The organism is Nocardia stercoris (assembly GCF_003696265.1).
In the GTDB taxonomy this organism is placed as follows: Bacteria; Actinomycetota; Actinomycetes; order Mycobacteriales; family Mycobacteriaceae; genus Nocardia; species Nocardia stercoris.
This window is the reverse complement of the sequence record NZ_RFFH01000008.1, coordinates 248376-272610: the sequence shown is the minus strand read 5'-3', so window position 1 is coordinate 272610 and position 24235 is coordinate 248376. Positions and strand designations below refer to the sequence as shown.

General features: G+C 69.9%; 13 protein-coding genes (1 of these 13 running past the window's edge). 5 read left to right on the top strand and 8 right to left on the bottom strand.

Annotated elements, in window-relative coordinates; genetic code table 11:
* Positions 1 to 5: 5 nt before the first annotated feature.
* Positions 6 to 1580, bottom strand: coding sequence for a carboxyl transferase domain-containing protein (locus EBN03_RS20385; RefSeq protein WP_122189649.1), 1575 nt, complete (start codon positions 1578 to 1580; stop codon positions 6 to 8).
* 95 nt (positions 1581 to 1675) lie between these two features.
* Between EBN03_RS20385 and EBN03_RS20380 the strand changes: the two genes are divergently transcribed.
* The gene (locus EBN03_RS20380; RefSeq protein ID WP_233608480.1) at positions 1676 to 2260 is read left to right on the top strand and encodes an SACE_7040 family transcriptional regulator; all 585 of its coding nucleotides are present in this window, start codon (positions 1676 to 1678) and stop codon (positions 2258 to 2260) included.
* An 18-nt stretch (positions 2261 to 2278) separates the two neighbouring features.
* On the opposite strand, the gene EBN03_RS35135 is transcribed toward EBN03_RS20380, so the two are convergent.
* On the bottom strand, positions 2279 to 3094 hold the full coding sequence (locus EBN03_RS35135; RefSeq protein WP_233608479.1) for an SRPBCC family protein: 816 nt from the start codon (positions 3092 to 3094) through the stop codon (positions 2279 to 2281).
* Between EBN03_RS35135 and EBN03_RS35855 the strand changes: the two genes are divergently transcribed.
* The 4 genes from EBN03_RS35855 to corA are packed head-to-tail and all read left to right on the top strand — an operon-like array spanning position 2996 to position 5605.
* Entirely contained in the window at positions 2996 to 3205 is a 210-nt protein-coding gene (locus EBN03_RS35855; protein WP_407671192.1) for a hypothetical protein, read from the top strand. The genes EBN03_RS35135 and EBN03_RS35855 overlap by 99 nt on opposite strands.
* On the top strand, positions 3193 to 3618 hold the full coding sequence (locus tag EBN03_RS20365; RefSeq protein WP_199742896.1) for a type II toxin-antitoxin system VapC family toxin: 426 nt from the start codon (positions 3193 to 3195) through the stop codon (positions 3616 to 3618). The genes EBN03_RS35855 and EBN03_RS20365 overlap by 13 nt, the downstream gene beginning before the upstream one ends.
* A gap of 52 nt (positions 3619 to 3670) precedes the next feature.
* Entirely contained in the window at positions 3671 to 4516 is an 846-nt protein-coding gene (locus EBN03_RS20360; RefSeq protein ID WP_122189646.1) for a class I SAM-dependent methyltransferase, read from the top strand.
* Positions 4517 to 4558: 42 nt separating this feature from the next.
* A complete protein-coding gene (gene corA / locus EBN03_RS20355; protein WP_325052090.1) occupies positions 4559 to 5605 on the top strand; it encodes a magnesium/cobalt transporter CorA in 1047 nt (348 codons plus the stop codon).
* A gap of 13 nt (positions 5606 to 5618) precedes the next feature.
* Here the strand turns inward: corA and EBN03_RS20350 are convergent, their stop codons facing one another.
* From EBN03_RS20350 to EBN03_RS20330, 6 genes are all read right to left on the bottom strand, one after another.
* The gene (locus EBN03_RS20350) at positions 5619 to 6254 is read right to left on the bottom strand and encodes a hypothetical protein (protein ID WP_122189644.1); all 636 of its coding nucleotides are present in this window, start codon (positions 6252 to 6254) and stop codon (positions 5619 to 5621) included.
* 78 nt (positions 6255 to 6332) lie between these two features.
* Positions 6333 to 7043: an NUDIX hydrolase gene (locus EBN03_RS20345; protein ID WP_122189643.1), complete on the bottom strand. Its 711-nt coding sequence runs from the start codon at positions 7041 to 7043 to the stop codon at positions 6333 to 6335.
* A gap of 146 nt (positions 7044 to 7189) precedes the next feature.
* On the bottom strand, positions 7190 to 7357 hold the full coding sequence (locus tag EBN03_RS34250) for a hypothetical protein (protein WP_158675688.1): 168 nt from the start codon (positions 7355 to 7357) through the stop codon (positions 7190 to 7192).
* A 119-nt stretch (positions 7358 to 7476) separates the two neighbouring features.
* Positions 7477 to 7737: a hypothetical protein gene (locus EBN03_RS33795; RefSeq protein WP_147471647.1), complete on the bottom strand. Its 261-nt coding sequence runs from the start codon at positions 7735 to 7737 to the stop codon at positions 7477 to 7479.
* A gap of 752 nt (positions 7738 to 8489) precedes the next feature.
* Positions 8490 to 8708 carry an MbtH family protein gene (locus EBN03_RS20335; protein ID WP_122189641.1) on the bottom strand — a complete coding sequence of 73 codons (219 nt, stop codon included), beginning with the start codon at positions 8706 to 8708 and terminating at the stop codon, positions 8490 to 8492.
* 22 nt (positions 8709 to 8730) lie between these two features.
* Positions 8731 to 24235, bottom strand: partial view of a non-ribosomal peptide synthetase gene (locus EBN03_RS20330; RefSeq protein WP_122189640.1) — the 3' portion only. The gene runs 13007 nt beyond the window's last position; the window shows 15505 of its 28512 coding nt (coding positions 13008-28512); its start codon lies beyond the right edge, outside the window; the stop codon is at positions 8731 to 8733.

Below are 24235 nucleotides of genomic sequence, written 5' to 3'. Positions count from 1 at the left end.
CGTGGTCACATCCGGAAGACGCCGTAGGAGACGGGTTCGAGCGGGGCCTGCGCACACACCGAGAGCGCGAGGCCGAGGACGGTCCGGGTGTCGGCCGGGTCGATGACCCCGTCGTCCCAGAGCCGGGCGGTCGAGTAGTACGGATTGCCTTGGTGCTCGTACTGTTCGCGGATCGGCGCCTTGAACGCCTCCTGCTCCTCGGGCGTCCAGGCGTCGCCGAGCTGCTCGCCGCGAATGGTCGACAGCACCGACGCGGCCTGTTCCCCGCCCATGACCGAGATGCGGGCGTTCGGCCACATCCACAGGAAGCGGGGCGAATACGCGCGCCCGCACATGGAATAGTTTCCGGCGCCGTAGGATCCGCCGATCACCACGGTCAGCTTCGGGACCCGGGCGCAGGCGACCGCGGTCACCATCTTGGCGCCGTGCTTGGCGATCCCGCCGGCCTCGTAGTCGCGGCCCACCATGAAGCCGGTGATGTTCTGCAGGAACAGCAGCGGGATCTTGCGCTGGTCGCAGAGCTCGACGAAATGCGCTCCCTTGAGCGCGGATTCGGCGAACAGCACGCCGTTGTTGGCCACGATGCCGACCGGGTGACCGTGGATGTGGGCAAAGGCGGTGACCAGGGTGCGGCCGTATTCGGCCTTGAATTCCTGATATTCGCCGCCGTCGACGATCCGGCCGATGACTTCCCGTACATCGTATGGGGTGCGGAGGTCGACCGGGACCACGTCGTACAACTCGTCCTGCGGCGCAACGGGTTCCACAGCGGGACGAACCGGCCAGGGGGCCGGCGGCGCGGGTGGCAGGGTGGCCACGATCTCGCGCACGATGCGCAGGGCGTCGGTGTCGCTGTCGGCCAAATGGTCGGTGACGCCGGAGACCCGCGAGTGCAGGTCGCCGCCGCCGAGCTCCTCCGCGGTCACCACCTCACCGGTCGCGGCCTTCACCAGCGGCGGGCCGCCGAGGAAGATGGTGCCCTGGTTGCGCACGATGACGGTCTCGTCGCTCATGGCGGGCACGTAGGCGCCGCCCGCGGTACACGAGCCCATGACCGCGGAGATCTGCGGGATGCCGCGGGCGGACATGTTGGCCTGGTTGAAGAAGATGCGGCCGAAGTGTTCCCGATCGGGGAAGACCTCGTCCTGGCGGGGCAGGAAGGCGCCGCCGGAATCGACCAGGTAGATGCAGGGCAGATGGTTCTGCGCGGCCACCTCTTGGGCGCGCAGGTGCTTCTTGACCGCGATCGGATAGTAGGTGCCGCCCTTCACGGTGGCGTCGTTGGCGATGATCAGGCATTCGCGGCCCGATACCCGCCCGATGCCCGCGATCACGCCCGCGCCCGGGCAGTCGTCGCCGTACATGCCGCCGGCGGCCAGCGCGGACAGCTCGAGGAAGGGGCTGCCCGGGTCGAGCAGTTGGTTCACCCGCTCGCGGGGCAGCAGCTTGCCGCGCGCGACGTGCCGTTCCCGGCTGCTCGCCGAGCCGCCCAGTGCCGCGGTGGCCTGCTTGTCCCGCAGCTCCGCCACCAGCGCCTGATGGGCCGCGCGGTTGCCCACCGCTTCCCGAAGTGCCGTCATCGCGACCGTCCTGCCAAGTTCGGTTAGTTGTCAATAACTGAGATTCAAGATAATCTCGATTAACTGAGTTGTCCAGTGACCACGGAGGAGGGACCGTGAACAGCGCGGAACCCACCCGCCGTGAACTGTTGAAAGCGCAACGCCGAGAAGAACTCCTGCGCGCCGGTGCCCGGCTGTTCGCCGAGCGCGGCTACCCCGGCGTCCGGCTCGACGACCTGGGTGCCGCCGCCGGCATCAGCGGTCCCGCCGTCTACCGCCACTTCCCCAACAAGGAGGCGGTACTGGTCGAGTTGCTGGCCGGTATCTCCAACGAGCTGCTGTCCGGCGGGCAAGCGGTCGCGGCCGCCGCCGCATCCCCCGCCGCGGCGCTCGAGGCCCTCGTCGACTTCCACCTCGACTTCGCATTCAGCAAGCCCGAACTGATCCGCATCCAGGATCGCGACCTGGAGAGCCTGCCCGCCACCGAACGGCACCGGGTCCGCCGCACCCAGCGGCAGTACGTCGAGGTGTGGGTGACGGTCCTGCGCGACCTGCATCCCGAGCTGCCCGAAGCCGCGGCCCGGGTACAGGCCCATGCCGCGTTCGGTCTGATCAACTCCACGCCGCACAGCGCGCCCACCGCGCAGTCGGGGCGCGCCCGGCCGATCCTGCGCGAGATGGCCCTGGCCGCGCTGCGCTGATCAGGCCGTGCCCACCCCTCAACTCGAGCGGGTCGTGGTCCCGCGCAACTCCCGTTCGGCGGCGCGTACCGCCGCGGCGAGACCGCCGTAAACATAGGGCGCGGACAGTTCGGTCAGGATGCCGGCGAAATGGCGGGTCTTCATCTGCAGATCCACGTGCCAGTGCACATGGGTGGCATTGCCGCGAATCGATTCGAACGTGACGACGCCGTCGTGGTCCAGCGGCGGTATCGAATGCCGGATCTGGTAGCCGAAACTGTGCGGCGGGTCGTAGGCGACGATCTCGTTGTTGAACCGGAAGAACGGCAGAATTGCCAGCCGCACCGCACCGACGCCGTGCTCCTCGGTCGCGCCCGGGCGGATCAGGGTCACCCGACGCACGAGCGCCAGCCGTTCATAGTTGGTTCCGTCGTTGAACCATTCGAAAACGGCTTCGATGGGGGCGTGAATCGTCCGATCCAGTTCGACGGTGTGCAACGCCCTGCCTTCTACTGTTTCCGAACGGTCCTGTCGTGGGGAGGTTACGGGTGTGCCGGGCGTCGCGGCCAGTGATTCCGGGCAAACCGATACAGGTTCGATACGCGGCGCATCTGCCGCCCGCTCGGCCGGTCCGACCCGTTCCGGTACCGAATCCGACCACGCGCGCAATCGTCCGGCAATCACGCGGCAGCCAGCCGCACGTCCGACTTGCGCTGAGGCCCGACGGTATGCTGGCATACCATGAAACGAACAACCATCAAGCTTCCCGACGACCTCGACAGCAGAGTCCGCCACGAAGCGGCCAGACGGGAGATGACCGTGTCCGAATGGACCCGCGAAGCGATAGCCGCGCACCTGCCGAACGACGGAGCTCGACATTTCGGCGCGGCCGGAGCCGGCCGCAGTGGACGATCGGATATCTCCGAGCGGATCGAAGAGATCCTGCGCGGGGAGTGGGACCGATAGCCCGGCTGATCGTCGATGCGGGTCCGCTCTACGCCTATGTCGACGCCGACGACGCCCACCACCGAGCAAGCCTGAAGCTGCTGCAAACACACCGGGGCCCACTGGTCGTGCCAGCCCTGGTCATCACCGAAGCCGCCTATCTGATCGGCACCCGGCTCGGCGCCGACGCCGAAGTGCGTTTCCTCGGCGACTTCGCCGAAGGCCTTTTCGAAGTCGAGCCCGTCCATCCCGCCGACTGGCTGCGGATCGCCGAACTGGTTGCCCGATACCGCGATCGGCCCTTGGGCACCGCGGACGCATCGGTGATCGCAGCCGCCGAACGACTGAAGATCACCCAGATCGCGACGGTCGACCGACGGCACTTCTCCGCGGTGCGGCCGCGGCATGTCGAGGCGTTCGAACTTCTGCCGTGACGAATTCGAACCACTTCCGGTGGGAATTCGCGGGACCACGTAGCGTGACGGGGTGCTCGAATCCAAGCCCAGCATTACCTGTGTAACCACTGCGGTGACGCGGGCGTGTCATCAGGTTGCGCCGGACCCGCCGGTGTTCGCCGATCCGCTCGCGGTGCCGATCCTGGGGATGGATCCGGTGGAGTTGCGGGAGAAGACCGCGGGGACCGACAACCTGGGGCGGCGGACGTGGCGACTGTTCCTGGCGGCGCGGGCGCGGTTCGCGGAGGAGACCATCGCGGCGGGGGTTGCGGCGGGGGCGCGGCAGGTGGTGTTGCTCGGGGCGGGGCTGGAGACGTTCGCGTACCGGAATCCACACGCCGGGGTGCGGGTGGTGGAGGTCGACCATCCGAACACGCAGGTGATGAAGGTGCATCTGCTGCGGCAAGCCGGGATCGCCGTGCCGGAGACGGTGGCCTTCGCGCCGGTGGACTTCGAAACCCAGAGCCTCGCCGACGGGCTGGCGGCGGCCGGGTGGCGGCGGGACGAGCCGGCGGTGTTCGTCTGGCAGGGAGTGCTGATGTACCTCGAGCGGCCCGCGATCGCGCAGACGCTGGAATACGTGGCCGGTCAAGGTGGGCCGGTGCATCTGGTGACCGACTACCTGCAGCCGGTGAAACCCACCGACCCCGAGTTCTTCCACGCACAGGACAGTGATCTCGCCGCCGCCGGTGAACCGATCCACACCCGGGTCACCCCGGACGAGGTCGCCGAACTGTTGCGGTCCTACGGGTTCGCCGACATCGACGATCGGTCCACGGACACCCTGCTGCGTGACTACGGCGCGTGGACGGCCGACGACACCGCTTGGGACATGTCGCATGTGGTTCGTGCGGTTCACCGCGGCTCGGCCGCATAAGACGGCTGTCCGATAACTTCCCTATGCACTAGCATGCGGCGAATGCCCGTGCCTTCGTTCCGTGGTCGCAAACAGTCCGGTGCGGCGCTTCCGGCCGGGCCGATCGTCGACTGCGCGGTCTACGCCGACGGTGTCCGGCTGCCGGGCTGCAGCGACCCCGCCGTCGCGCTGGCGGCGGTGCGCGAGCGGCCGGATAGTTTCCTGTGGCTGGGCCTGCACGACCCGGACGAGTCGCTGATGGCCGAGCTGGCGCGGACCTTCGGGTTGCATCAGCTCGCGGTCGAGGACGTGCTGGATCCGGGGCAGCGCCCCAAGGTGGAACGCTACGACGACAAGGTCCTGCTGATCATGCGGACGGTCGAATACGTGGAGCACGTGCGGCTCACGGTCAGCGAGATCGTGAACACCGGACAGATCACGGTGATCTGCGCGCCCCAGTTCGTGATCACGGTGCGGCTCGGGAATCCGAGCGAATTACGCGGCGTCCGTGCGGACCTCGAGCAGAAGCCGCAGCTGTTGCGGCACGGGCCGACCGCGGTGCTGCACGCGGTCGCCGACCATATCGTGGACATGTACGTCGAGGTGTCCGACGATATCAGCGACGAGATCGACGATATCGAGGAGCGGGTGTTCAGCCCGGGCGCCGGCCTGGCCGTCGAACCGATCTACCAGCTCAAGCGCGAGGTGGTGGAGTTCCGGCGGGCGGTGGCGCCGCTGACCGTCCCCCTGCAGCAGCTGGCCAGCGGCCCGGAACCCGAGCTGCCCAAGGAGATTCGCCGCTACCTGCGCGACGTATCGGATCACCAGACCCAAGTCGCCGACCACATCCGCGACTACGACGAATCACTCAGCGCGCTCATCAATGCCGCGCTCGCGAAAGTCGGTGTGCAGCAGAACACCGATATGCGCAAGATCTCCGCGTGGGCGGCGATCGCGGCGGTACCCACCGCGATCGCCGGAATCTACGGCATGAATTTCAAATTCATGCCCGAACTCGATTGGAAATACGGCTATTTCGTGGTTCTCGGTCTCATGGTGACCGCATGCGTCGTGTTGTTCTTCAATTTCCGCCGCAACAATTGGTTGTGAATCACCCTCCGGCTCAGGGCATCCGGGGCCACGGGTAGAACGCCAGATGCAGCAGCAGGATCACCAGGCCGGTCAGGACGATCGCGGCCGCTGCCGGAATGCGCAACTCCAGGTATGCGACGGTCCGGAACAGGGTGGGGAACGGGACATCTCGCGACCAGAAGTAGGCGAGCAGGCTGGGTACGACCACCCACAGCAGGGCGACCGCGCCGTAGAGAACATAGGCACCGGAATAGGTTCCCGGATGCACATGCCGTGCGGCACCGGCGAATACGGCCGCGGCGATCAGAGCCGCAGCTGCGAGCACGAGGTAGCCGCCGAGGCCACCGGCGCGCACCAACTCGCCGTATCGCGTGGTGCGACCGCCCGGCGTCACCGCCCGATCGGTCACCGGCGGTAGCGCGTTCAGCTGTGGAATCGCGTAGTAGCCGAGCAGGACGATGACCGCGACCACGATCAACCGCACCCACGCGTGCGCATCGGCCAGATGCCCGACCGTCGAAGAGATGGTCGGCCAGTCCCCGGCCCGGAAGACCGCCGCCAACTCGGGCCCGGCGATCGCCGCCGCCGCCAGCCCCCACATCACATATCCCCAGAATTCCGACGATTTCCCGGCCGCCGTCGGCACTCCGGCACCATTGCCAGTCATAGCAAAGGTGTACCACCGCAGCGGGATCTGATGTGCCGGTAGCCGAACCGGTACCGGACCGCAACGCCGCAGCCGAAATCAGCTGGGCCGGGCGAGTGGCGGATGCAGCGTGCGGGCCGGGCCGGATCGGTAGAGCTGGGCGGAACGGCCGCCGTCACGTGTGGTGGCGCGGCCGGTGGGCTCCAGGAAACCGGGGATTCCGGTTGCCTTGCGATGGAAGGTTCGGGAATCGAGTGTGGTGCCCCAGAAGACCTCGTAGACGCGGCGTAATTCGGCGACGGTGAATTCCGGGGCGCAGAACTCGGTGGCGATCGGAGTGTGCACCAGCATGTCCCGGGCGGCATCGACCGCGTCGGCGAGAATTCGGTGGTGGTCGAAGGCAATTCGGCCCGGGTCGGCGAGGACGCGGTCGACCGGGTGGATCGCGGCCGCCTTGGCACTGGAACCAGGTTGTGGCGGTGGCAGATTCGGGGTCAGCGTGAGATAGACGGTGCTGATCACCCGGCCGCGCGGGTCGCGGCCCGGCTCACCGTAGGTGGCCAGTTGTTCGAGGCGCAGGCGGTCGGCGCGAATTGCTGTCTCTTCTCGCAATTCTCGGACCGCGGCGGCGGAGAGGCTCTCTTCCGGGCGGACGAAACCCCCGGGCAGCGCCCAGCGTGCGCGATGTGGCGCGTGTAGACGCTGAATCAACAAGGCGCACAGTGTGTCGTTCATTGTCACTCGGGAACCGAGCGTCAACACAACCAGTTCGACCGAGACCGCAGCATTGAAGCGAAAAGCATCGGTCATACCGGCCATTGTATTCGTCACCGTGACGGTAGCCGCCGGGTGCGGTCAGGCCGAATGCCGCGACAGGCAAAACCCTGCCGCGGCATCGACATTCGCTACCAGGCCCGCCGGTTGCCAGGCCCGCCGGACGGCAGGCCTGCCGGACATCAGGGGGCGCCGTGGTTGAACGTGATGGACGAACCGTTCGACAGGGCCCACGCGATCGCGTTCACGACGTTGTCCAGGCTGGAGCTGCCGGTGTTGAACGCCGGCGGCGGGGACGTCGAGATGGAAACCGCCGTGGTCGTGGTGACCGGCACAGTGGTAGTGGTCATGTGGGTTCTCCTTCAACGATCTCGGAGACCGAGAGTCAGGGGTGTGGGTCAGGCAGCCGCAATGGCTGAAACAGTGAGCACCAGGCAGATACGGCCGGCCGGCCGCTCGGCCGCTCGGATCAGGGCTGGTAACCGATCGAGCTGCCGGCGGCGAGGAAGTTCAGCACCTGGGTCAGCATCTGCCCGTACATCGCGGTCGGGTCGGTCGTCGTGGTGGTCGTCGTCGCCGTGGCGGTCGTGGTGGTGACGGCCGTGGTGGTCGTGGTCACGGCGGTCGTGGTGGTCACCGGCACGGTGGTGGTCACAGGCACGGTCGTGGTGACCGGAACCGTGGTGGTCACGGGCACGGTGGTGGTCACCGGGACAGTGGTGGTGGTCACTGGTGGTACTTCCTCTCATAAGCCACGGACACTCCGGCTCGGAAGCCGGTACGACCGTGCGGAACCGCTAGCCCGGTTCCGAGTCCTTGGTCGGCCGATGGTCTTTCGACCACCGGACGTGTTCGAGTGCCGAACGGCCCGCGCGGAGAGGCACAATCGGCGGCGCACCGGACCGGGAGCGGCAATCCGTCCGGCACTCCGGCCCATACGGGCACAGGCAGTGCTGACATCAGCAACTCCCCCGTGACCGGCACGGCCGGTGGCGCCGATCGACTCCGGAGAGCGACGACGAGCAGCTCCCAGCGAACCGGCCGATAGGCCGATCTGCTCGGTGGCATCCGTCCCGGCGCACAGTCCGGCCCGAATGCCCCTGAGGACGACACCGTCTCGACACGCCGTGCCGAGATCGCGGATCGGTCTCGATCTTCAAGGCGCTGTAGATGATGCCAGATACGTCACGTTTTGTCTGCACTGTGCTCAAATTCGCCATATCGAAGTGAAATAAGCGCTGTTCAGAGACATGTGCGCCCTATCACATGCCGGTAAATCGAATAGCCGAAGGCCTTCCCGCGGCTGTTTCACGCCAATACCACAGTTTCCGAACCGCTGCCGAACAGCGGCCCGCGACGGTAATGTCGATGGCTTTCCGGCGGGCCCGCGCACCGCGGCATCGGACACCGCCGCGGCTACGCGCCCCGGACTGTTCCCAGGGCGCAGTGCAGGGGCTCTTACAGCGCACAGCACGGCAGGCCTCAGTTGGCTTCACTGCTCATCGAGTCGACCAGCGATTGCGGGCGCATATCCGTCCAGTGCGACTCGACATAGTCCAGACAGGCCTGTCTGGCATTCGGGCCGTGGGCAATGGTCCACCCACTCGGGACCGACGCGAACACCGGCCACAGCGAATGTTCGCCCTCCTCGTTGACCAGTACGTAGAACTGCGCATCATCGTCGTCGAAGGGGTTTCGCATACGACATACCTTTCGTCCGTGGCTAATTGAGTCCGAGCAGCAGCTCTTCGACGGCAGGCCCGATCACGGCCAGCGCGTCCATCGAGGCCATCTGCCGATGTTCGGCCGCTACCGGACGGTCCACGATCGAGCCGTCCACGTAGCCGCGCCAGGTCTGGGCCGCGGACGGCGCCAGCGACGAGCTGAAGTAGTCCAGGCGGCCGTGGAAGACCGGTGGCCGGTACTCGGGGATCAGTTCCACCGAGCGCACCGCGCTGCGATAGATGTTGCGTACCCGCTCGGGCGTCAGCGTCGTCAGCTCCGCCGGGATCTGGCCGCACAGGGTGGCCAGCGCCTCCGGCGACAGATCGTGCAGATCGCCGTCGGTGGGCAGCTGCGCGTCGTCGATCCCGATCTCCGCCAGCGCCGCCCGCAGCGACTCCCGGAAGTCGGTGACCTCGAGAACCGGCGGCGAGTCCAGGTTCACCAGCAGATCGACCCGCGCACCGGCGGCCTCCAGCTGGACCGCGACCTCGTGCGCCAGCACACCACCCAGCGACCAGCCCAGCAGGTGGTACGGGCCGTCCGGCTGCGCGGCGCGGATCTCGCGCACGTAGCGAGCGGCCACCTCCTGCAACGAATCCGGGAGGTAACCGAGGTCCGCGGCGGCCGGTGTCTGCAGACCGTAGATCGGACGGTCCGTGACGTACTGGGTGAGCGGCGCGAAGCACCACGACAGCCCACCCATCGGGTGGATGCAGAACAGCGGTGCCCGGCTGCCCTCGGCCCGGATCGTCAGCAGCACGTCCAGCGCTGCCTCCGCGGTCGGGTCGAAGCCCGGCAGCGCGTCGGGCACCTCGATGCGGTGCCCACCGGCCGCCGCGCCGATCTGCCCCGCGAGGCCGGCCGGTGTCGGGTCCGCGAAGACCGCCAGCACCGGAACCTTCACGCCGAACTCGGCATTCAGCTCCGAGGTCAGCCGGACCGCGGTCAGCGACGTACCGCCCAGCTCGAAGAAGCTGTCGTCCATGCCGACTCGCTCCACGTCGAGCACCTCGGCGAAGATCCGGCAGACCCCGGACTGCACCGGGCCTTCCGGAGCCCGATAGGTCTTGGCCTCGAAGACCGGTTCCGGCAACGCCTTCCGGTCCAGCTTGCCGTTCGCATTGAGCGGCAACGCATCCAGCGAGACGAAGGCCTCCGGCACCATGTAGGACGGCAGCGCCGCGCCGAGCGCGGACTTCAGCTGCGCCACATCGAGTTTCGTACCCGTAGCCACCACGTAGGCGACCAGGCGGTCACCGCCGTGGTGGACCCGGGTGAGCACCGCGGCCTGGGCGATCTCCGGCAGCGCCAGCAGCGCCGCCTCGATCTCACCCAGCTCGATCCGGAAACCACGGATCTTCACCTGGAAGTCGGTGCGGCCCCGGTACTCCAGCTCACCGTCGCCGTTCCAGGCGACCAGGTCACCGGTGCGGTACATGCGCTCACCGGCGGCGAACGGGTTCGCCACGAAGCGATCCGCGGTCAGATCCGGGCGCCGGAAGTAGCCGCGCGCCAGCTGCACGCCCGCCAGGTACAGCTCACCCGACACACCGGCCGGCACCGGGCGCAGGCGCGCGTCCAGCACGTAGACCTCACTGTTCCATTCCGGCGCACCGATCGACACCGACACGGTGTCGGCTTCGGTGACCCGGTGGCTGGTGATCGAGACCGCGGCCTCGGTCGGACCGTACAGGTTGAACAGGTCCGCACGGTTGGCCGCGCGGAACCGCTGAGCCACCGCGACGGGCAGGGCCTCACCGATGGCGAGCACCCGGCGCAGCGAAGTCGTCAGCCTGCCACCGGATTCGGCGAGCAGCGCATCCAGCATCGACGGCACCACATGCAGCGTGGTCACACCCTCGCGCGCCATCAGCTGGTTCAGATACGCCGGATCCCGATGACCATCGGCCGCCGCGACCACCATCCGCCCACCACACACCGCCGCCGACCAGAACTCCCACACCGACAAGTCGAACGTCGCGGCCGTCTTGAGCAGGACCGCGTCGTCGGCACCGAGACCGAATTCGGCTGTCTTCCACTGCAACTGGTTGACCACCGCACTGTGCGGCACGGCCACGCCCTTGGGGCGGCCGGTCGAACCGGACGTGAAGATCACGTAGGACGTGTTCGAATCCCGCAGCGCCGCACGGCGTTCGGAGTCGCGCACCGGTGCCGCCGAATAACGGCCCAGATTCAGCAGGTCGATGCGGACCTGGGCGGTGTCGATCGGCAGATCGGCGCCCGAGGTGAGCACGCACACCGGATCCGCCGTCGCCAGCACGTATTCCGTGCGCTCGGCCGGATGATCCGGATCGACGGGCACGTAGACACCACCCGCCGCGGACACCGCGTACATGGCGACCACCAGATCGACCGAACGACGCATCGCCAGGGCCACCCGGGACTCCGGCCGCACGCCGAGCGAGATCAGGTGCCGCGCAAGGCGGTTCACCCGGGCCGTGAGCTCGGCGTAACTGATCCGGGCACCGTCCGGCGCGACCAGGGCCACCGCGTCCGGGGCCGCGAGGGCGGTCCGGTCCAGCAGCTCCGGCAGCGTGGCGGCCGCCGTGGGCAGCGCCGCGGCGGTGTCGTTCCACTGCCGCAGGATCCGGTCCCGCTCCGCCGGCTCGAGCACCTCGATGGCACCGACCGGTGTCGTGGGCGCGGCCGCGACCGCGGCCAGGATCAGCTGCAGCCGGGACGCGAAACCGGCGGCGGTGGCCGCGTCGAACAGCGCCGTCGAATACGTCAGCGTCGCCCGCAGCCCGGCGTCCGCCGCGGCGGTCCGGTCCGCCACGATCAGGTGCAGGTCGAACTGCGAGATGAGGTAGTCGAAATCGGCTGCCGAGACCGACAATCCGTTCAGCTCGAACGCCTCGTCCGCATAGTTCTGGAAGGAGAAACCGACCTGGAACAGCGGATGACGAGCGGTCGACCGCACCGGGTTGAGCACCTCGACGAGCCGCTCGAACGGCACATCCGCGTGGTCGAACGCCGCGAGGTCCCCGTCGCGCACCGCGGCCAGCAGCTGGTCGAACCCGGCATCCGGATCGACCTGCGCCCGCAACACCAGGGTGTTGACGAACATGCCGATCACGTCGTCGAGCCGCGCGTCACCACGGCCCGCGACCGGGGTTCCGACCGCGATGTCACCGGTCCCGGACAACCGGGACAGCAAGACCGCGAATGCCGCGTGCACCACCATGAACAGGGTGGCGCCGCGATCACGGCCCAGCGCCGCGAGCCGCTCGGACAGCTCCGCGTCCACCTCGAAGGTGACCTGGGCGCCCTCCGGCGAGACCACCGCGGGGCGGGGCCGGTCGGTGGGCAGTTCCAGCTGGTCGGGCAGCCCGGCGAGCGCGTCCCGCCAGAACCGCAGCTGGCGCGCGACCAGCGACTGCTCGTCCGCCTCGTCCCCGAGCCGGGCCCGCTGCCACAGCGCGTAGTCGGCGTACTGCACCGCCAGCGGAGCCCACTGCGGGGCGACACCGGCCTGCCGGGCCGCGTACGCCGCCATCACGTCCCGCGCCAGCGGCGCCAGCGAGGAACCGTCGGAGGCGATGTGGTGCACCACCACGACCAGCACGTACTCGTCGGCCACCCCGCGCGGCGCGAACAGGCCCACCCGCAACGGCACCGACTCGGTGACATCGAAACCACCGGTCCAGAACTCGGTCACGGCCGCGGTCAGCTCGGCAGCCGGCACCTCGGTCACCGACACCGCGGGCGCGGTGTAGCCGGCGACGATCACCTGGACCGGCCCGTCGTCGGTCAGCGGGTACACGGTGCGCAGCGACTCGTGCCGCGCCACGACGTCGGCGATCGCCGCGTTGAGGGCCGCGATGTCCAGCGCACCGGTCAACCGCATGGCCAGCGGCATGTTGTAGGCCGCCGACTCACCGTCGAACCGGTTCAGGAACCACATGCGCTGCTGGGCCGGCGACAGCGCCACCGGGCCGTCGACCGTCCGCGGCACCAACGCGATGTCACCGGCACCGGGGGCGGTGCCGTCGACGGCCGCGGCGAGCGCGGCGACCGTGGCGTGGGTGAACACGGTCCGCAATGCGACCTGGACACCGAAGCGGGAACCCAGGCGGGCCGCCAATTTCACCGCGGTCAGCGAGTTTCCGCCCAGGGCGAAGAAATCGTCGTCCAGGCCGGCACGGTCCAGGCCCAACAGTTCGGCCAGGATCTCCGCCACACCGATCTCGGTGGCAGTCACCGGGGCACGGAACTCCGCCACCCGGAACACCGGCTCCGGCAACGCTTTACGGTCCAGCTTGCCGACCGCGTTCAACGGCAGGGCGTCGAGGACCATGATCGCCGACGGCACCATGTACGCGGTCAGCGAGCGGGCCGCGAACCCGCGCAGCTCGTCGGCGTCGATCACCCGGCCGACCGCCGGCACCACGTACGACACCAGCGACACCTGACCATCGGTTCCGGTGTGGCCCACCGTGACCGCGAGTCCGACACTCTCGTGCGAACCCAGCACCGAGTCGATCTCGCCGAGTTCGATGCGCAGACCGCGGACCTTCACCTGGAAGTCGGTGCGGCCCAGGTACACGATCTGCCCGTCGCGGTTGCGGCGGACCACGTCACCGGTGCGGTAGAGCCGGTCACCGGCACCGAAGGGGTTGGCCACGAAGCGATCCGCGGTCAGATCGGGGCGGCCGAAGTAGCCGCGGGTGACCTGGTTGCCCGCCAGGTACAGCTCACCGGCGACGCCGGCCGGGACCGGGCGCAGGCGGGCGTCGAGAACATAGGCCTGCGCGTTCCACACCGGCAGGCCGATCGGCACCGCACCGGGCACACCGTCGAGTGCGGGAGCGTGGATGGCGTGGACGGTGAACTCGGTCGGACCGTACAGGTTGTACAGTTCGGCCGGGCTGACCCGGCGCAACGCGGTCACATGCTCGGAGGTGAAAGCCTCACCGGCCACCAGCAGCGCGCGCAGCGACGCGATCGACGCCGCGGCAGGCGGTAGGGCGCTGACCGCGTCGGCGAACACGCTCAGCATCGACGGCACGAACGAGGTGATGGTCACCTGTTCGGCGGCGATGACCTCCGCCAGATACCCCGGGTCCCGGTGCCCGTCCGCGGTGGCCACCACCAGGCGGGCACCGACGATCAACGGCCCGAACAATTCCCACACCGACACGTCGAACGTGGCCGGCGTCTTGAACAGCACCACATCCGCGGCGTCGAGCCCGTATTCGGCGGTGATCCAGCGGATCTGGTTCAGCACTCCGGTGTGCGGGACCGCGACACCCTTCGGGCGGCCGGTCGAGCCGGAGGTGAACAGCACGTAGGCGACGTTCGAACCACGCAGCGGCGCAATCCGATCCGCGTCCGTCACCGGTTCGGCCGGGTACGGCGCCAGATCCACGCCGTCGAGGTCGACCACGGGCGCGGTGATCGCGGCGGAGCGGACGACCTCGTCGAGGTCGGCGCGGTCGCGACCGGTGGTGAGCAGGCACACCGGGCGCGCGGTGTCGAGCACGTAGCCGAGGCGCTCGGCCGGCTGGTCGAGGTCCAGCGCGACGTAGGCACCACCGGCCTCCATGATCGCGTACAGGGCGACCACGAAGTCCAGCGAACGTCGCAGGCCCAGGGCCACCAGCGTTTCCGGGCCGACACCGGCGCCGATCAGGTGCCGCGCCAGGCGGTGCACCCGGGCGGCGAATTCGGCGTAGGTCAGCTCCGCGCCGGCCTCACGGTCGACGATCGCGACCGCGCCGGGCGTGGCCCGCACCTGGGCGTCGAACAGCTCCAGCACCGTGGTCGCGGTGCCGAGGTCGCGCTCGGTGTCGTTGTAGCCCACCAGTTCTCGCTGCGCCTCGGCGGCGGTCAGCAGCGGGATGTCGCCGATCAGCAGATCGGGGTCTCGCAGCACGGCGGCGAGGACCCGGCCGAAGCGGCGCAGCAGCCCGGCGGCGGTGGCCTCGTCGAACAGGTCGGTGGCGTAGGTCAGCACGATCGGCAGCGTGCCGTCCGCGTCGGCGCGGTCCGCGACCGCGAAGGTGAGGTCGAACTTGGCCGGCGGCTCGGCGAAGTCGATGCCCTCCAACCGAAGTCCCGGCACCTGCGGCGAATTGTCGCCGAAGGATAGGTAGTTCAACGCCACCGAGAACACCGGGTTGCGGGAGGCGTCGACCTCGATACCGAGTTCGGCGACCACCTGCTCGAACGGCACTGTCGCGTGGGCGAAGGCGGCCGTGTCCACCGTGCGGGTCTGCGCCAGCAGGCCGGCGAACGTTCGGTCCGAACGCGGCTGGGTCCGCAGCGACAGGGTGTTGACGAACATGCCGACCAGATCGTCGAGCGCGCCCTCGCCACGACCCGCGATCGGCGTGCCGATCACGATGTCGTCGGATGCCGAGAGCCGGGCCAGCAGCACCGCCAGCGCGGCATGCACCACCATGAACCCGGTGGTGCGGTGCGCGGCCGCCACCACCGGCAGCAGCTGCGCGATCTCGGCGCCGATCCGGGCGCTCGTGTCGGCGCCGCGGCCCGACATCTCCACCGGGCGCGGCCGGTCGGTCGGCAGGGCCAGCTCGTCGGGCGCACCGGCCAGTGCCGTACGCCAGTACTCCAGCTCGGCGCCGCCGACCTGTTCCAGCACCCGGTGCTGCCACAGGGCGTAGTCGGCGTACTGCACGGGCAGCGGCGCCCAGCCGGGAGCCGCGTGCATCGTGCGCGACAGGTAAGCCGTGATCAGGTCCCGCAGCAACGGTTCCGTCGAGGCCGCGTCACCGGCGATGTGGTGCAGGACCAGGACCAGGACACAGCTGTCGGCGGATTCGCGGACGAGCATCGCCCGCACCGGCAGTTCGGTGGTCAGATCGAAACCGGCCCAGCCGAACCGCTCGATCCGGTCCCGCAGGTCGGGACCGGCCGATTCGACGATCAGCTCCGCTTCGGTACCGGCGGGCAGGATCACCTGGTAGCCGGTGCCGTCGGCGTCGACCGGGTAGATCGTCCGCAGCACCTCGTGCCGGGCGACGACGTCGGCGAGCGCGGCGGCCAGCATCGCGGTGTCGAACTCGCCGCGAATCCGGACCGCGGCCGGGATGTTGTAGGTACCCGACGCCGGGTCCAGGCGGTTCAGCAGCCACATGCGGGTCTGGGCCGGCGACAACGGAATCCGCTCCGGCCGCTCCCCCGCCACCAGCGCGGGCAGCGCCGGTCCACCGGCCGCGGCACGCGCGGCCAAGCCGGCCACGGTCGGTGCCTCGAACACCTCGCGCAGCGAGATCGCCGCGCCCAGTACCGCATTCACCCGGGTGACCAGACGCATGGCGAGCAGCGAGTTGCCGCCGAGCGCGAAGAAGTCGTCGTCGGCGCCCACGGGGACGTCCGCGCCGGTCACCTCGGCGAAGACCGCGGCGACGGCCTCCTCCTGCGGTGTGCCGGGCGCCCGGTAGGCAACGGCCTCGAACTCGGGCTCGGGCAACGCCTTCCGGTCGAGCTTGCCGTTGATGTTCAACGGCAGCGCGTCGAGCGCGACGAACGCCTCCGGCACCATGTAGGACGGGACGACCGCGGCGAGCGCGGACTTCACCTGCGCCACATCGAGATCCGCACCCACCAGGTAGGCGACCAGGCGGTCGCCGGTGGCGCCGGAGCGCGCGAGCACCGCCGTCTGCGCGACTCCGGGCAGCGCCAGCAGCGCCGCCTCGATCTCACCCAGCTCGATCCGGAAACCACGGATCTTCACCTGGAAGTCGGTGCGGCCCCGGTACTCCAGCTCACCATCGGCGTTCCACGCCACCAGGTCACCGGTCCGGTACATGCGCTCACCGGGAACGAACGGGTCGGCCACGAACCGGTCGGCGGTGAGGTCCGCGCGGCCGAAGTAGCCGCGGGCCAGCTGCGCGCCGGCGAGGTACAGCTCGCCGGATACGCCGTCGGGCACCGGGTGCAGACGGGCGTCGAGCACATACACCCGGCTGTTCCACTCGGGCGCACCGATGGACACCGAACCCCGGTCGGCATCGGTGACCAGGTGACTGGTGATCGAGACCGCGGCCTCGGTCGGCCCGTACAGGTTGAACAGATCCGCGCGGTTGGCCGCGCGGAACCGCTGAGCCACCGTGGCAGGCAACGCCTCACCGATCGCCAACACCCGCCGCAACGAACCACTCAACACACCACCGGACTCGGTCAACAGCGCATCCAGCATCGACGGCACCACATGCAGCGTGGTCACACCCTCGCGCGCCATCAGCTGGTTCAGATACGCCGGATCCCGGTGGCCGTCGGCCGCCGCGATCACCAAGCGCCCACCGCACACCGCCGCCGACCAGAACTCCCACACCGACAGGTCGAACGTGGCAGCGGTCTTGAGCAGGACCGCGTCGTCGGCACCGAGACCGAATTCGGCCGTCTTCCACTGCAACTGGTTGACCACCGCACTGTGCGGCACGGCCACGCCCTTGGGGCGGCCGGTCGAACCCGACGTGAAGATCACGTACGCCGTGTTCGAGACCCGCAGCGGCGCAGTGCGATCCGCGTCGGTGACCGGCGCGTCCGCCACGGCGGACAGATCGAGCGCGTCCAGCCACAGCAGCGGCGCCGAAACCGTGTGCCGTGCGGCGAAGTCCGCGTCGGTGTCGGTCAGCACGCACACCGGGGCCGCGGCGTCGAGGATGTAGCCCACACGCTCGGCCGGCTGGTCCGGGTCGACCGGCACATAGGCGCCACCGGCCACCGTCACCGCGTACATGGCCACGACCAGATCCACCGACCGGCGGAAGGCCAGCGCGACCCGGGATTCCGGGCCGACACCGAGTGCGATCAGCTGCCGGGCCAGGCGGTTCACGCGCTGCGACAGTTCGCCGTAGGTGACGGCGCTGCCGTCGGCCGCGACGAGCGCGACCGCGGCGGGCGTGGCCGCCATGGTGTGCTGCAGCGCCGACGCCAGGGTCGCGGTGGTGTCCACCGCGTGGGCAGTCGCGTTGCGGGCGGTCACCGCGGCGGCGCGCTCGGCGGCGTCGAGCAGTTCGAGGTCGCCCACCGCGGTCCGCGGCGCGGCGACCACGGCCAGCAGCAGCCGCTCGAAGCGGCGCACGAAGCCCGCGACGGTCGCGGCGTCGAACAGATCGGTCGCGTAGGTGAAGAAGCCGGAGATGCCTTGCGGCGCACCGGATTCGTCGTACCGGTCGGACACGATCAGGTGCAGGTCGAACTGCGAGACCCCACCGTCGAACTCCAGGCCCGCGACCGTCAGGCCGGGCAGCGCCAGCTCGATCTGCGCCAGGTTCTGGAACGACAGACCCACCTGGAACAGCGGGTGCCGTGCGGTCGACCGCACCGGGTTGAGCACCTCGACCAGCCGCTCGAACGGCACGTCCGCGTTCGCGAACGCGGCCAGGTCGGTCTCGCGCTGGCGGGCCAGCAGCTCGGTGAACGGCGCACCGGCCTCGACCCGGGTCCGGAACACCAACTGGTTCACGAACATGCCGATCAGGTCGTCCAGCACCGCCTCACCACGACCGGCCACGGGTGTGCCGATCGCGATGTCGTCGGTGCCGGACAGCCGGGCGAGCAGTACCGCGAGTGCTGTGTGCACGACCATGAACAGCGTCGCACCCTCGGTACGCGCCAGATCCTGCAGTGCCGCGTGGAGTTCCGCCGACAGCTCGACCTCGGCCCGGCCGCCGGCGAAGGACTGCACCGGCGGGCGCGGCCGATCCGACGGGAGCTCCAGCTGATCGGGCAGGCCGGCGAGCTCGCGGCGCCAGTAGCTGATCTGCTGCGCGGCAACCGATTCCGGGTCGTCCTCGCTGCCGAGCAGCTCGCGCTGCCAGATGCTGTAGTCCGCGTACTGCACACTCAGCGGCGCCCAGGCGGGCGCCTCGCCACCCACACGAGCGGCGTAGGCGAGCATCAGGTCACGGGTCAGCGGGCCCATGGACGAGCCGTCCCCGGCGATGTGGTGCACCGCCATGGCGAGCACGTATTCCGCTGTCGCGGAACCGGTTCCAGCGAGCCGGAACAGCACGACCCGGAACGGCACCGCCGCGGTGACGTCGAAGGTCGTACCCAGCACCTCGAGCACCGCGGCCTCGAGGCCGGCGGCATCCAGTTCGCGGACCTCCAGTTCCGGAACCGCCCGGGCCACCGGCAGGATCACCTGCACCGCACCGGCCTCGGTGTCCGGGTAGATCGTGCGCAGCACCTCGTGCCGGGCCACCACGTCACCGATCGCGGCCCGCAGCGCGGCCACGTCCAGGTCACCGGTCAGGCGCACCGCGGCGGGCACGTTGTAGGCGCTCGCCTCGGCGTCGTGCGCGCCGACCGCGAACCGGTTCAGGAACCACATGCGCTGCTGCGCCGACGACAGCGGGATCCGTTCCGGACGCGGCCCGGCCACCAGCGCCTTGCGGCCACCCGCGGTCGCCCACCGGCCCAGCTGCGCGGCCAGCGCCGCGACGGTCGAGGCCTCGAACAGCTGCCGCACCGGCACCCGCGTGTTCAGCGCTTCGCCCAGGCGCGCCGCGACCCGGGTCGCGACCAGCGAGTTACCGCCGAGCACGAAGAAGTCGTCGTCGAGTCCGATGCTGCCGGGCTCGATCTCGAGCACGGCCGCGAAGACGCCCGCGACCAGCTGCTCGACCGGGGACACCGGCGCCCGGAACACCGTGCGCTCGATCTCGGGCACCGGCAATGCCTTGCGGTCGACCTTGCCGCTGGCGTTCAACGGCAACGCGTCGAGCTGCATGATCACCGCGGGCACCATGTACGAAGGCAGTTCGGCCGACAGTGCCGACTGCACCGCACGCTGGTCGACCACGTTCTCGGCGACGACGTAGGCCACCAGCCGGTCGCCGTTGCCGTCGCGGTGTGCCACCACGACGGTCGCGGTGATGCCCGGACGGCGCAGCAGCGCAGCCTCGATCTCGCCGAGCTCGATCCGCAGGCCGCGGATCTTGACCTGGAAGTCGGTGCGGCCCCGGTAATCCAGTTCGCCGTCGGCGTTCCAGGTGACCAGGTCGCCGGTGCGGTACATCCGCGCACCCGCGACGAACGGGTCGGCGACGAACCGGTCCGCGGACAGGTCGGGGCGTTCGAAATAGCCGTGGGCGAGCTGGGAACCCGCCAGGTAGAGCTCGCCCGCGACCCCGTCCGGGACGGGCTGCAGGCGGGCGTCGAGCACGTACACCCGGGTGTTCCACAACGGCACACCGATCGGCATCGACACCTGGTCGGCGTCGGTGACAGCGTGACTGGTCACATACACCGCGGCCTCGGTCGGGCCGTAGGCGTTGACCAGCGCGGCGGTGTTGTGGCGGCGGAACCGCTGCGCGGCCGCGGCCGGCAGCGCCTCACCGGCAGCCACCACCCAGCGCAGCGAATCAGTTAGTGCGCCACCGGATTCGGCGAGCAGTGCGTCCAGCATCGAGGGCACCACGTTCAGCACGGTGACGCGGTGACGGGCGATCAGCTCGTTGAGGTAGACCGGGTCGCGGTGACCGTCGTCGGCCGCGATCACCAGGCGGGCGCCGGACGCCACGGGCGCCCAGAACTCGCCCACCGACACGTCGAACGTCGCGGGGGTCTTGAGCGCGACTACGTCGTCGCCGGTCAAACCGAATTCAGCGGTCTGCCAACGCAACTGGTTGACCACCGCACCGTGCGGCACCGCGACGCCCTTGGGGCGGCCGGTCGAGCCGGAGGTGAACAGCACGTACGCGGTGTTCGAAGCACGAACGGGCGCACGGCGATCCGCATCGGTCACCGCGGCGGCCGAGACATCCGACAGGTCGAGCGTGTCGACCACCAGCACCGGCGCCACGCCGGCGTCCGCCGGGAGCCGCGCGGCCGTGGGAGCGTCGGCCAGCACGCACACCGGCTTCGCGGTGGCGAGCACGTAGGCGGCCCGTTCGGCGGCACCGTTCGGGTCCACCACGACGTAGGCGCCGCCGGCGGCGGTCACCGCGTACATCGCGACCACGAGTTCGACCGAGCGCGGAAGCATCAGCGCAACACGGGATTCCGGACCCACACCGAGGCCGATCAGGTGCCGGGCCAGCCGGTGCACCCGCGCGGCGAGTTCGGCGAAGGAGATCTCGACGCCGTCCGCGGTCACCAGCGCCACCGCCGCCGGATCGGCCGCCAGCCGCTCGGTCAGCAGCGCGGACAGGGTCGCCGCACCGTCCACCGGATGCCCGGTGTCGTTGCGCCGCACCACGACCGCGTCGCGCTCGGCCGCGTCCAGCAGGGCCAGATCACCGACCGGCGCGGTCGGCGCGGCGACGATCGCCGTGAGCAGGCGTTCGAACATGGCCGCGAACCGGGCGGCCGTCGACTCGTCGAACAGCGCGGTGGCGAAGGTCAGCTCACCGCTGATGCCGCGCGGCGCACCGGAATCGGCGTATCCGTCGGCCAGCACCAGATGCAGGTCGAACATCGAGACCCGGCTGTCGAATTCGGCCTCGGCCACGGTCAGGCCGGGCAGTTCGAAGCGGTGCTCGGCCATGTTGTTGAACGAGAAGCCGACCTGGAACAGCGGGTGCCGCGCGGTGGAACGCACCGGGTTGAGCACCTCGACCAGCCGCTCGAACGGCACGTCCTGGTGGGACAGCGCCGCCAGATCGGCATCGCGCACCCGGCGCAGCAGTGCGTCGAAACCGGCGGCCGGATCGACCTCGGTCCGCAGCACCAGCGTGTTGACGAAGGTACCGACCAACCGGTCGAGCTCGGCGACACCGCGACCGGCCACCGGCGTACCAACCGCGATGTCGGTACCGCCGGACAGGCGGGCCAGCAGGGCCGCGAAAGCCGCGTGCACCACCATGAACAGGGTCACGCCGTTCGTGCGGGCCAATTCGGCCAGGCGCGCGTGCAATTCGGCGTCGACAGTGACCGGGACCCGGCTGCCCGCCGGCGAGATCACCGCGGGCCGCGACCGGTCGGTCGGCAGCTCCAGCTGATCCGGCAGCCCGGCGAGGGCCCGCGTCCAGAACCCGAGCTGGCGCGACACCAGCGAGTCCGGGTCGGACTCCGCGCCCAGCCGCTCCCGCTGCCACAGCGCGTAATCCGCGTATTGCACCGGCAACGGCGCCCACTCCGGCGTCCGGCCGTGCGAGCGCGCGACATAGGCCGCCATCACATCCGCGGCCAGCGGCGCCAGCGACACACCGTCGACGGCGATGTGGTGCGCGACCACGATGAGCACGTACTCGTCCGGCACACCGGCCGGCGCGTACAGCGCCACCCGCAGCGGAATCTGCCCGGTCACATCGAATCCGGTCGAACCGAAGGCCGACACCGTCGAGACCAGTTCGGCCGCGGGCACCTCCACGACCGACAGCCGCGGCAGCGTCACCTCGTCGAGCGACCGGATCACCTGCACCGGACCGGATTCGGTCATCGGGTACACGGTGCGCAACACCTCGTGCCGCGCCACCACGTCCGCGATCGCCGCGGTCATGGCCGCGACGTCCAGCGCGCCGGACAGCCGCAGCGCCATCGGCACGTTGTAGACCGCGGATTCGCGGTCGAACCGGTTGAGGAACCACAGGCGCTGCTGCGCCAGCGACAGCGGCACCGGGCCCGTCCCGGTGCGCGGCACCAGGGCCACGGATTCCCGCTGCGGCGCGGTCGCGTCCAGTGCGGCGGCGAGGTCGGCCACCGTCGGGTGCGAGAACACCGCACGCACGGTCACCTCGGCATCGAACCGGGCTGCCAGCCGTGCGGCCAGGCGCACAGCGCTCAGCGAGTTACCGCCGAGGGCGAAGAAGTCGTCGTCCAGACCGGCGCGCTCGAGCTCGAGCACCTCGGCGACGATTTCCGCGACACCGATCTCGGTCGCCGAGACCGGCGCCCGGAACTCGGCGACCCGGAACACCGGCTCGGGCAGTGCCCGACGGTCCAGCTTGCCGACCGGAGTCAACGGCAACGCGTCGATCACCATGATCGAGGCGGGAACCATATAGGAGATGAGCGAGCGGCCGGCGAACGCCCGCAGCTGCTCGGGATCGACGACGTGGCCGGCCGCGGGGACGACGTAGGACACGAGGGCGGTGTCGCCGGACGAGGTCGTCCAGCCGAGCGTCACCGCGGTGGCGACGTCGTCGTGCGCGGTCAGCACCGCGTCGATCTCACCGAGTTCGATCCGCAGGCCGCGGACCTTGACCTGGTCGTCGGAGCGGCCCTGGTACTCGAGGACGGTGCCCTGTGCGCTGCGCACCCAGCGGGCCACGTCACCGGTGCGGTACATGCGCTGACCGGCCAGGTACGGGTGTGCCACGAAACGTTCGGCGGTGAGCGAGAACCGGTCGTGGTAGCCGCGACCCAGGCCCGGACCGGCCAGATACAGCTCACCGGAGACACCGTCGGGGACCGGCCGCAGCCGCTCGTCGAGCACCATGCCGGACACGCCCGGTGCCAGGGGACCCAGCACCAGCCGCTGGTCCGCGTGCAGCGGCGCACTGACCGTGGCGACGATCGTCGTCTCGGTCGGGCCGTAGCCGTTGTGGACCGTGCGGCCACCGATGTCCCAGCGCTCGACCAGGTCCAGGCCGAAGCCCTCGCCACCGATCTGCAGGAATTTCACCGTCGGCATCCGAGCCGGGTCCATGGTCTGCAGCACCGACGGGGTCATGAAGGTGTGGGTGGCCCCACCGGCCTCGACGACCGCGGTCAGCTCGTCCCCACCGAAGACGTCGGGCGGGACGATCACCGTCGCGGCACCGGCCGCCAAAGCCCACAACAGCTCCAGCATGGCCGCGTCGAAACTCGGCGAGGACCGGTGCAGGACCCGGTCTGCCGCGGTGATCGGGGTCCGGTTGCGCAGCGCACCGGTCACCGCGGTCAACCCGCTGTGCGTCACCGCGGCGCCCTTGGGCAGACCGGTGGAACCGGAGGTGTAGACCAGCCACACCGGGTTGGCGACGCGCACCGGGCGCACCAGGTCGGCGTCGGTCAGCGGCGCCGGGTCCTGGGTGGTGATCAGCGCCGACTCTGCCGCGCCGTCGACGACCAGCCATGCCACGTCACCGGGCAGGCCGGCGGCGCTGGCCGCCACGGTGATACCGACCGCCGCGGCGGAATCGGTGAGCATGTGCTGGATGCGGTCGGCCGGGTAGGTGGGGTCGACCGGCAGGAACACCGCACCGGTCTTGGCGACCGCCCAGAACGCGATCATCGACTCGAACGAGCGCGGGATCGACACGGCCACAACGTCTTCGGCACCGATACCGCGGGCGATCAGCAGCCGCGCCAGCCGGGTCGACGCCGCGTCGACCTCGCGGTAGCTCAGCTGCCGGGAGCCCAGGATCAGCGCCGGGCCGTCGGGGTTGCCGGTCACGGCCGCCCGGATCAGCTCGGGCAGGGTGCGTGCCGCGAGCGCGGGACCGCCGGAGCGGGTGACCGATTCGGTGTGCTCGATCGGGGTGAGCAGGTCGATGTCACCGATCCGCACCTCCGGGTCGGCGAGGACCGCGCCCAGCACGCGGCTGAACCGCCGCAGCAGGGTGGCCGCGCTCTGCTCGTCG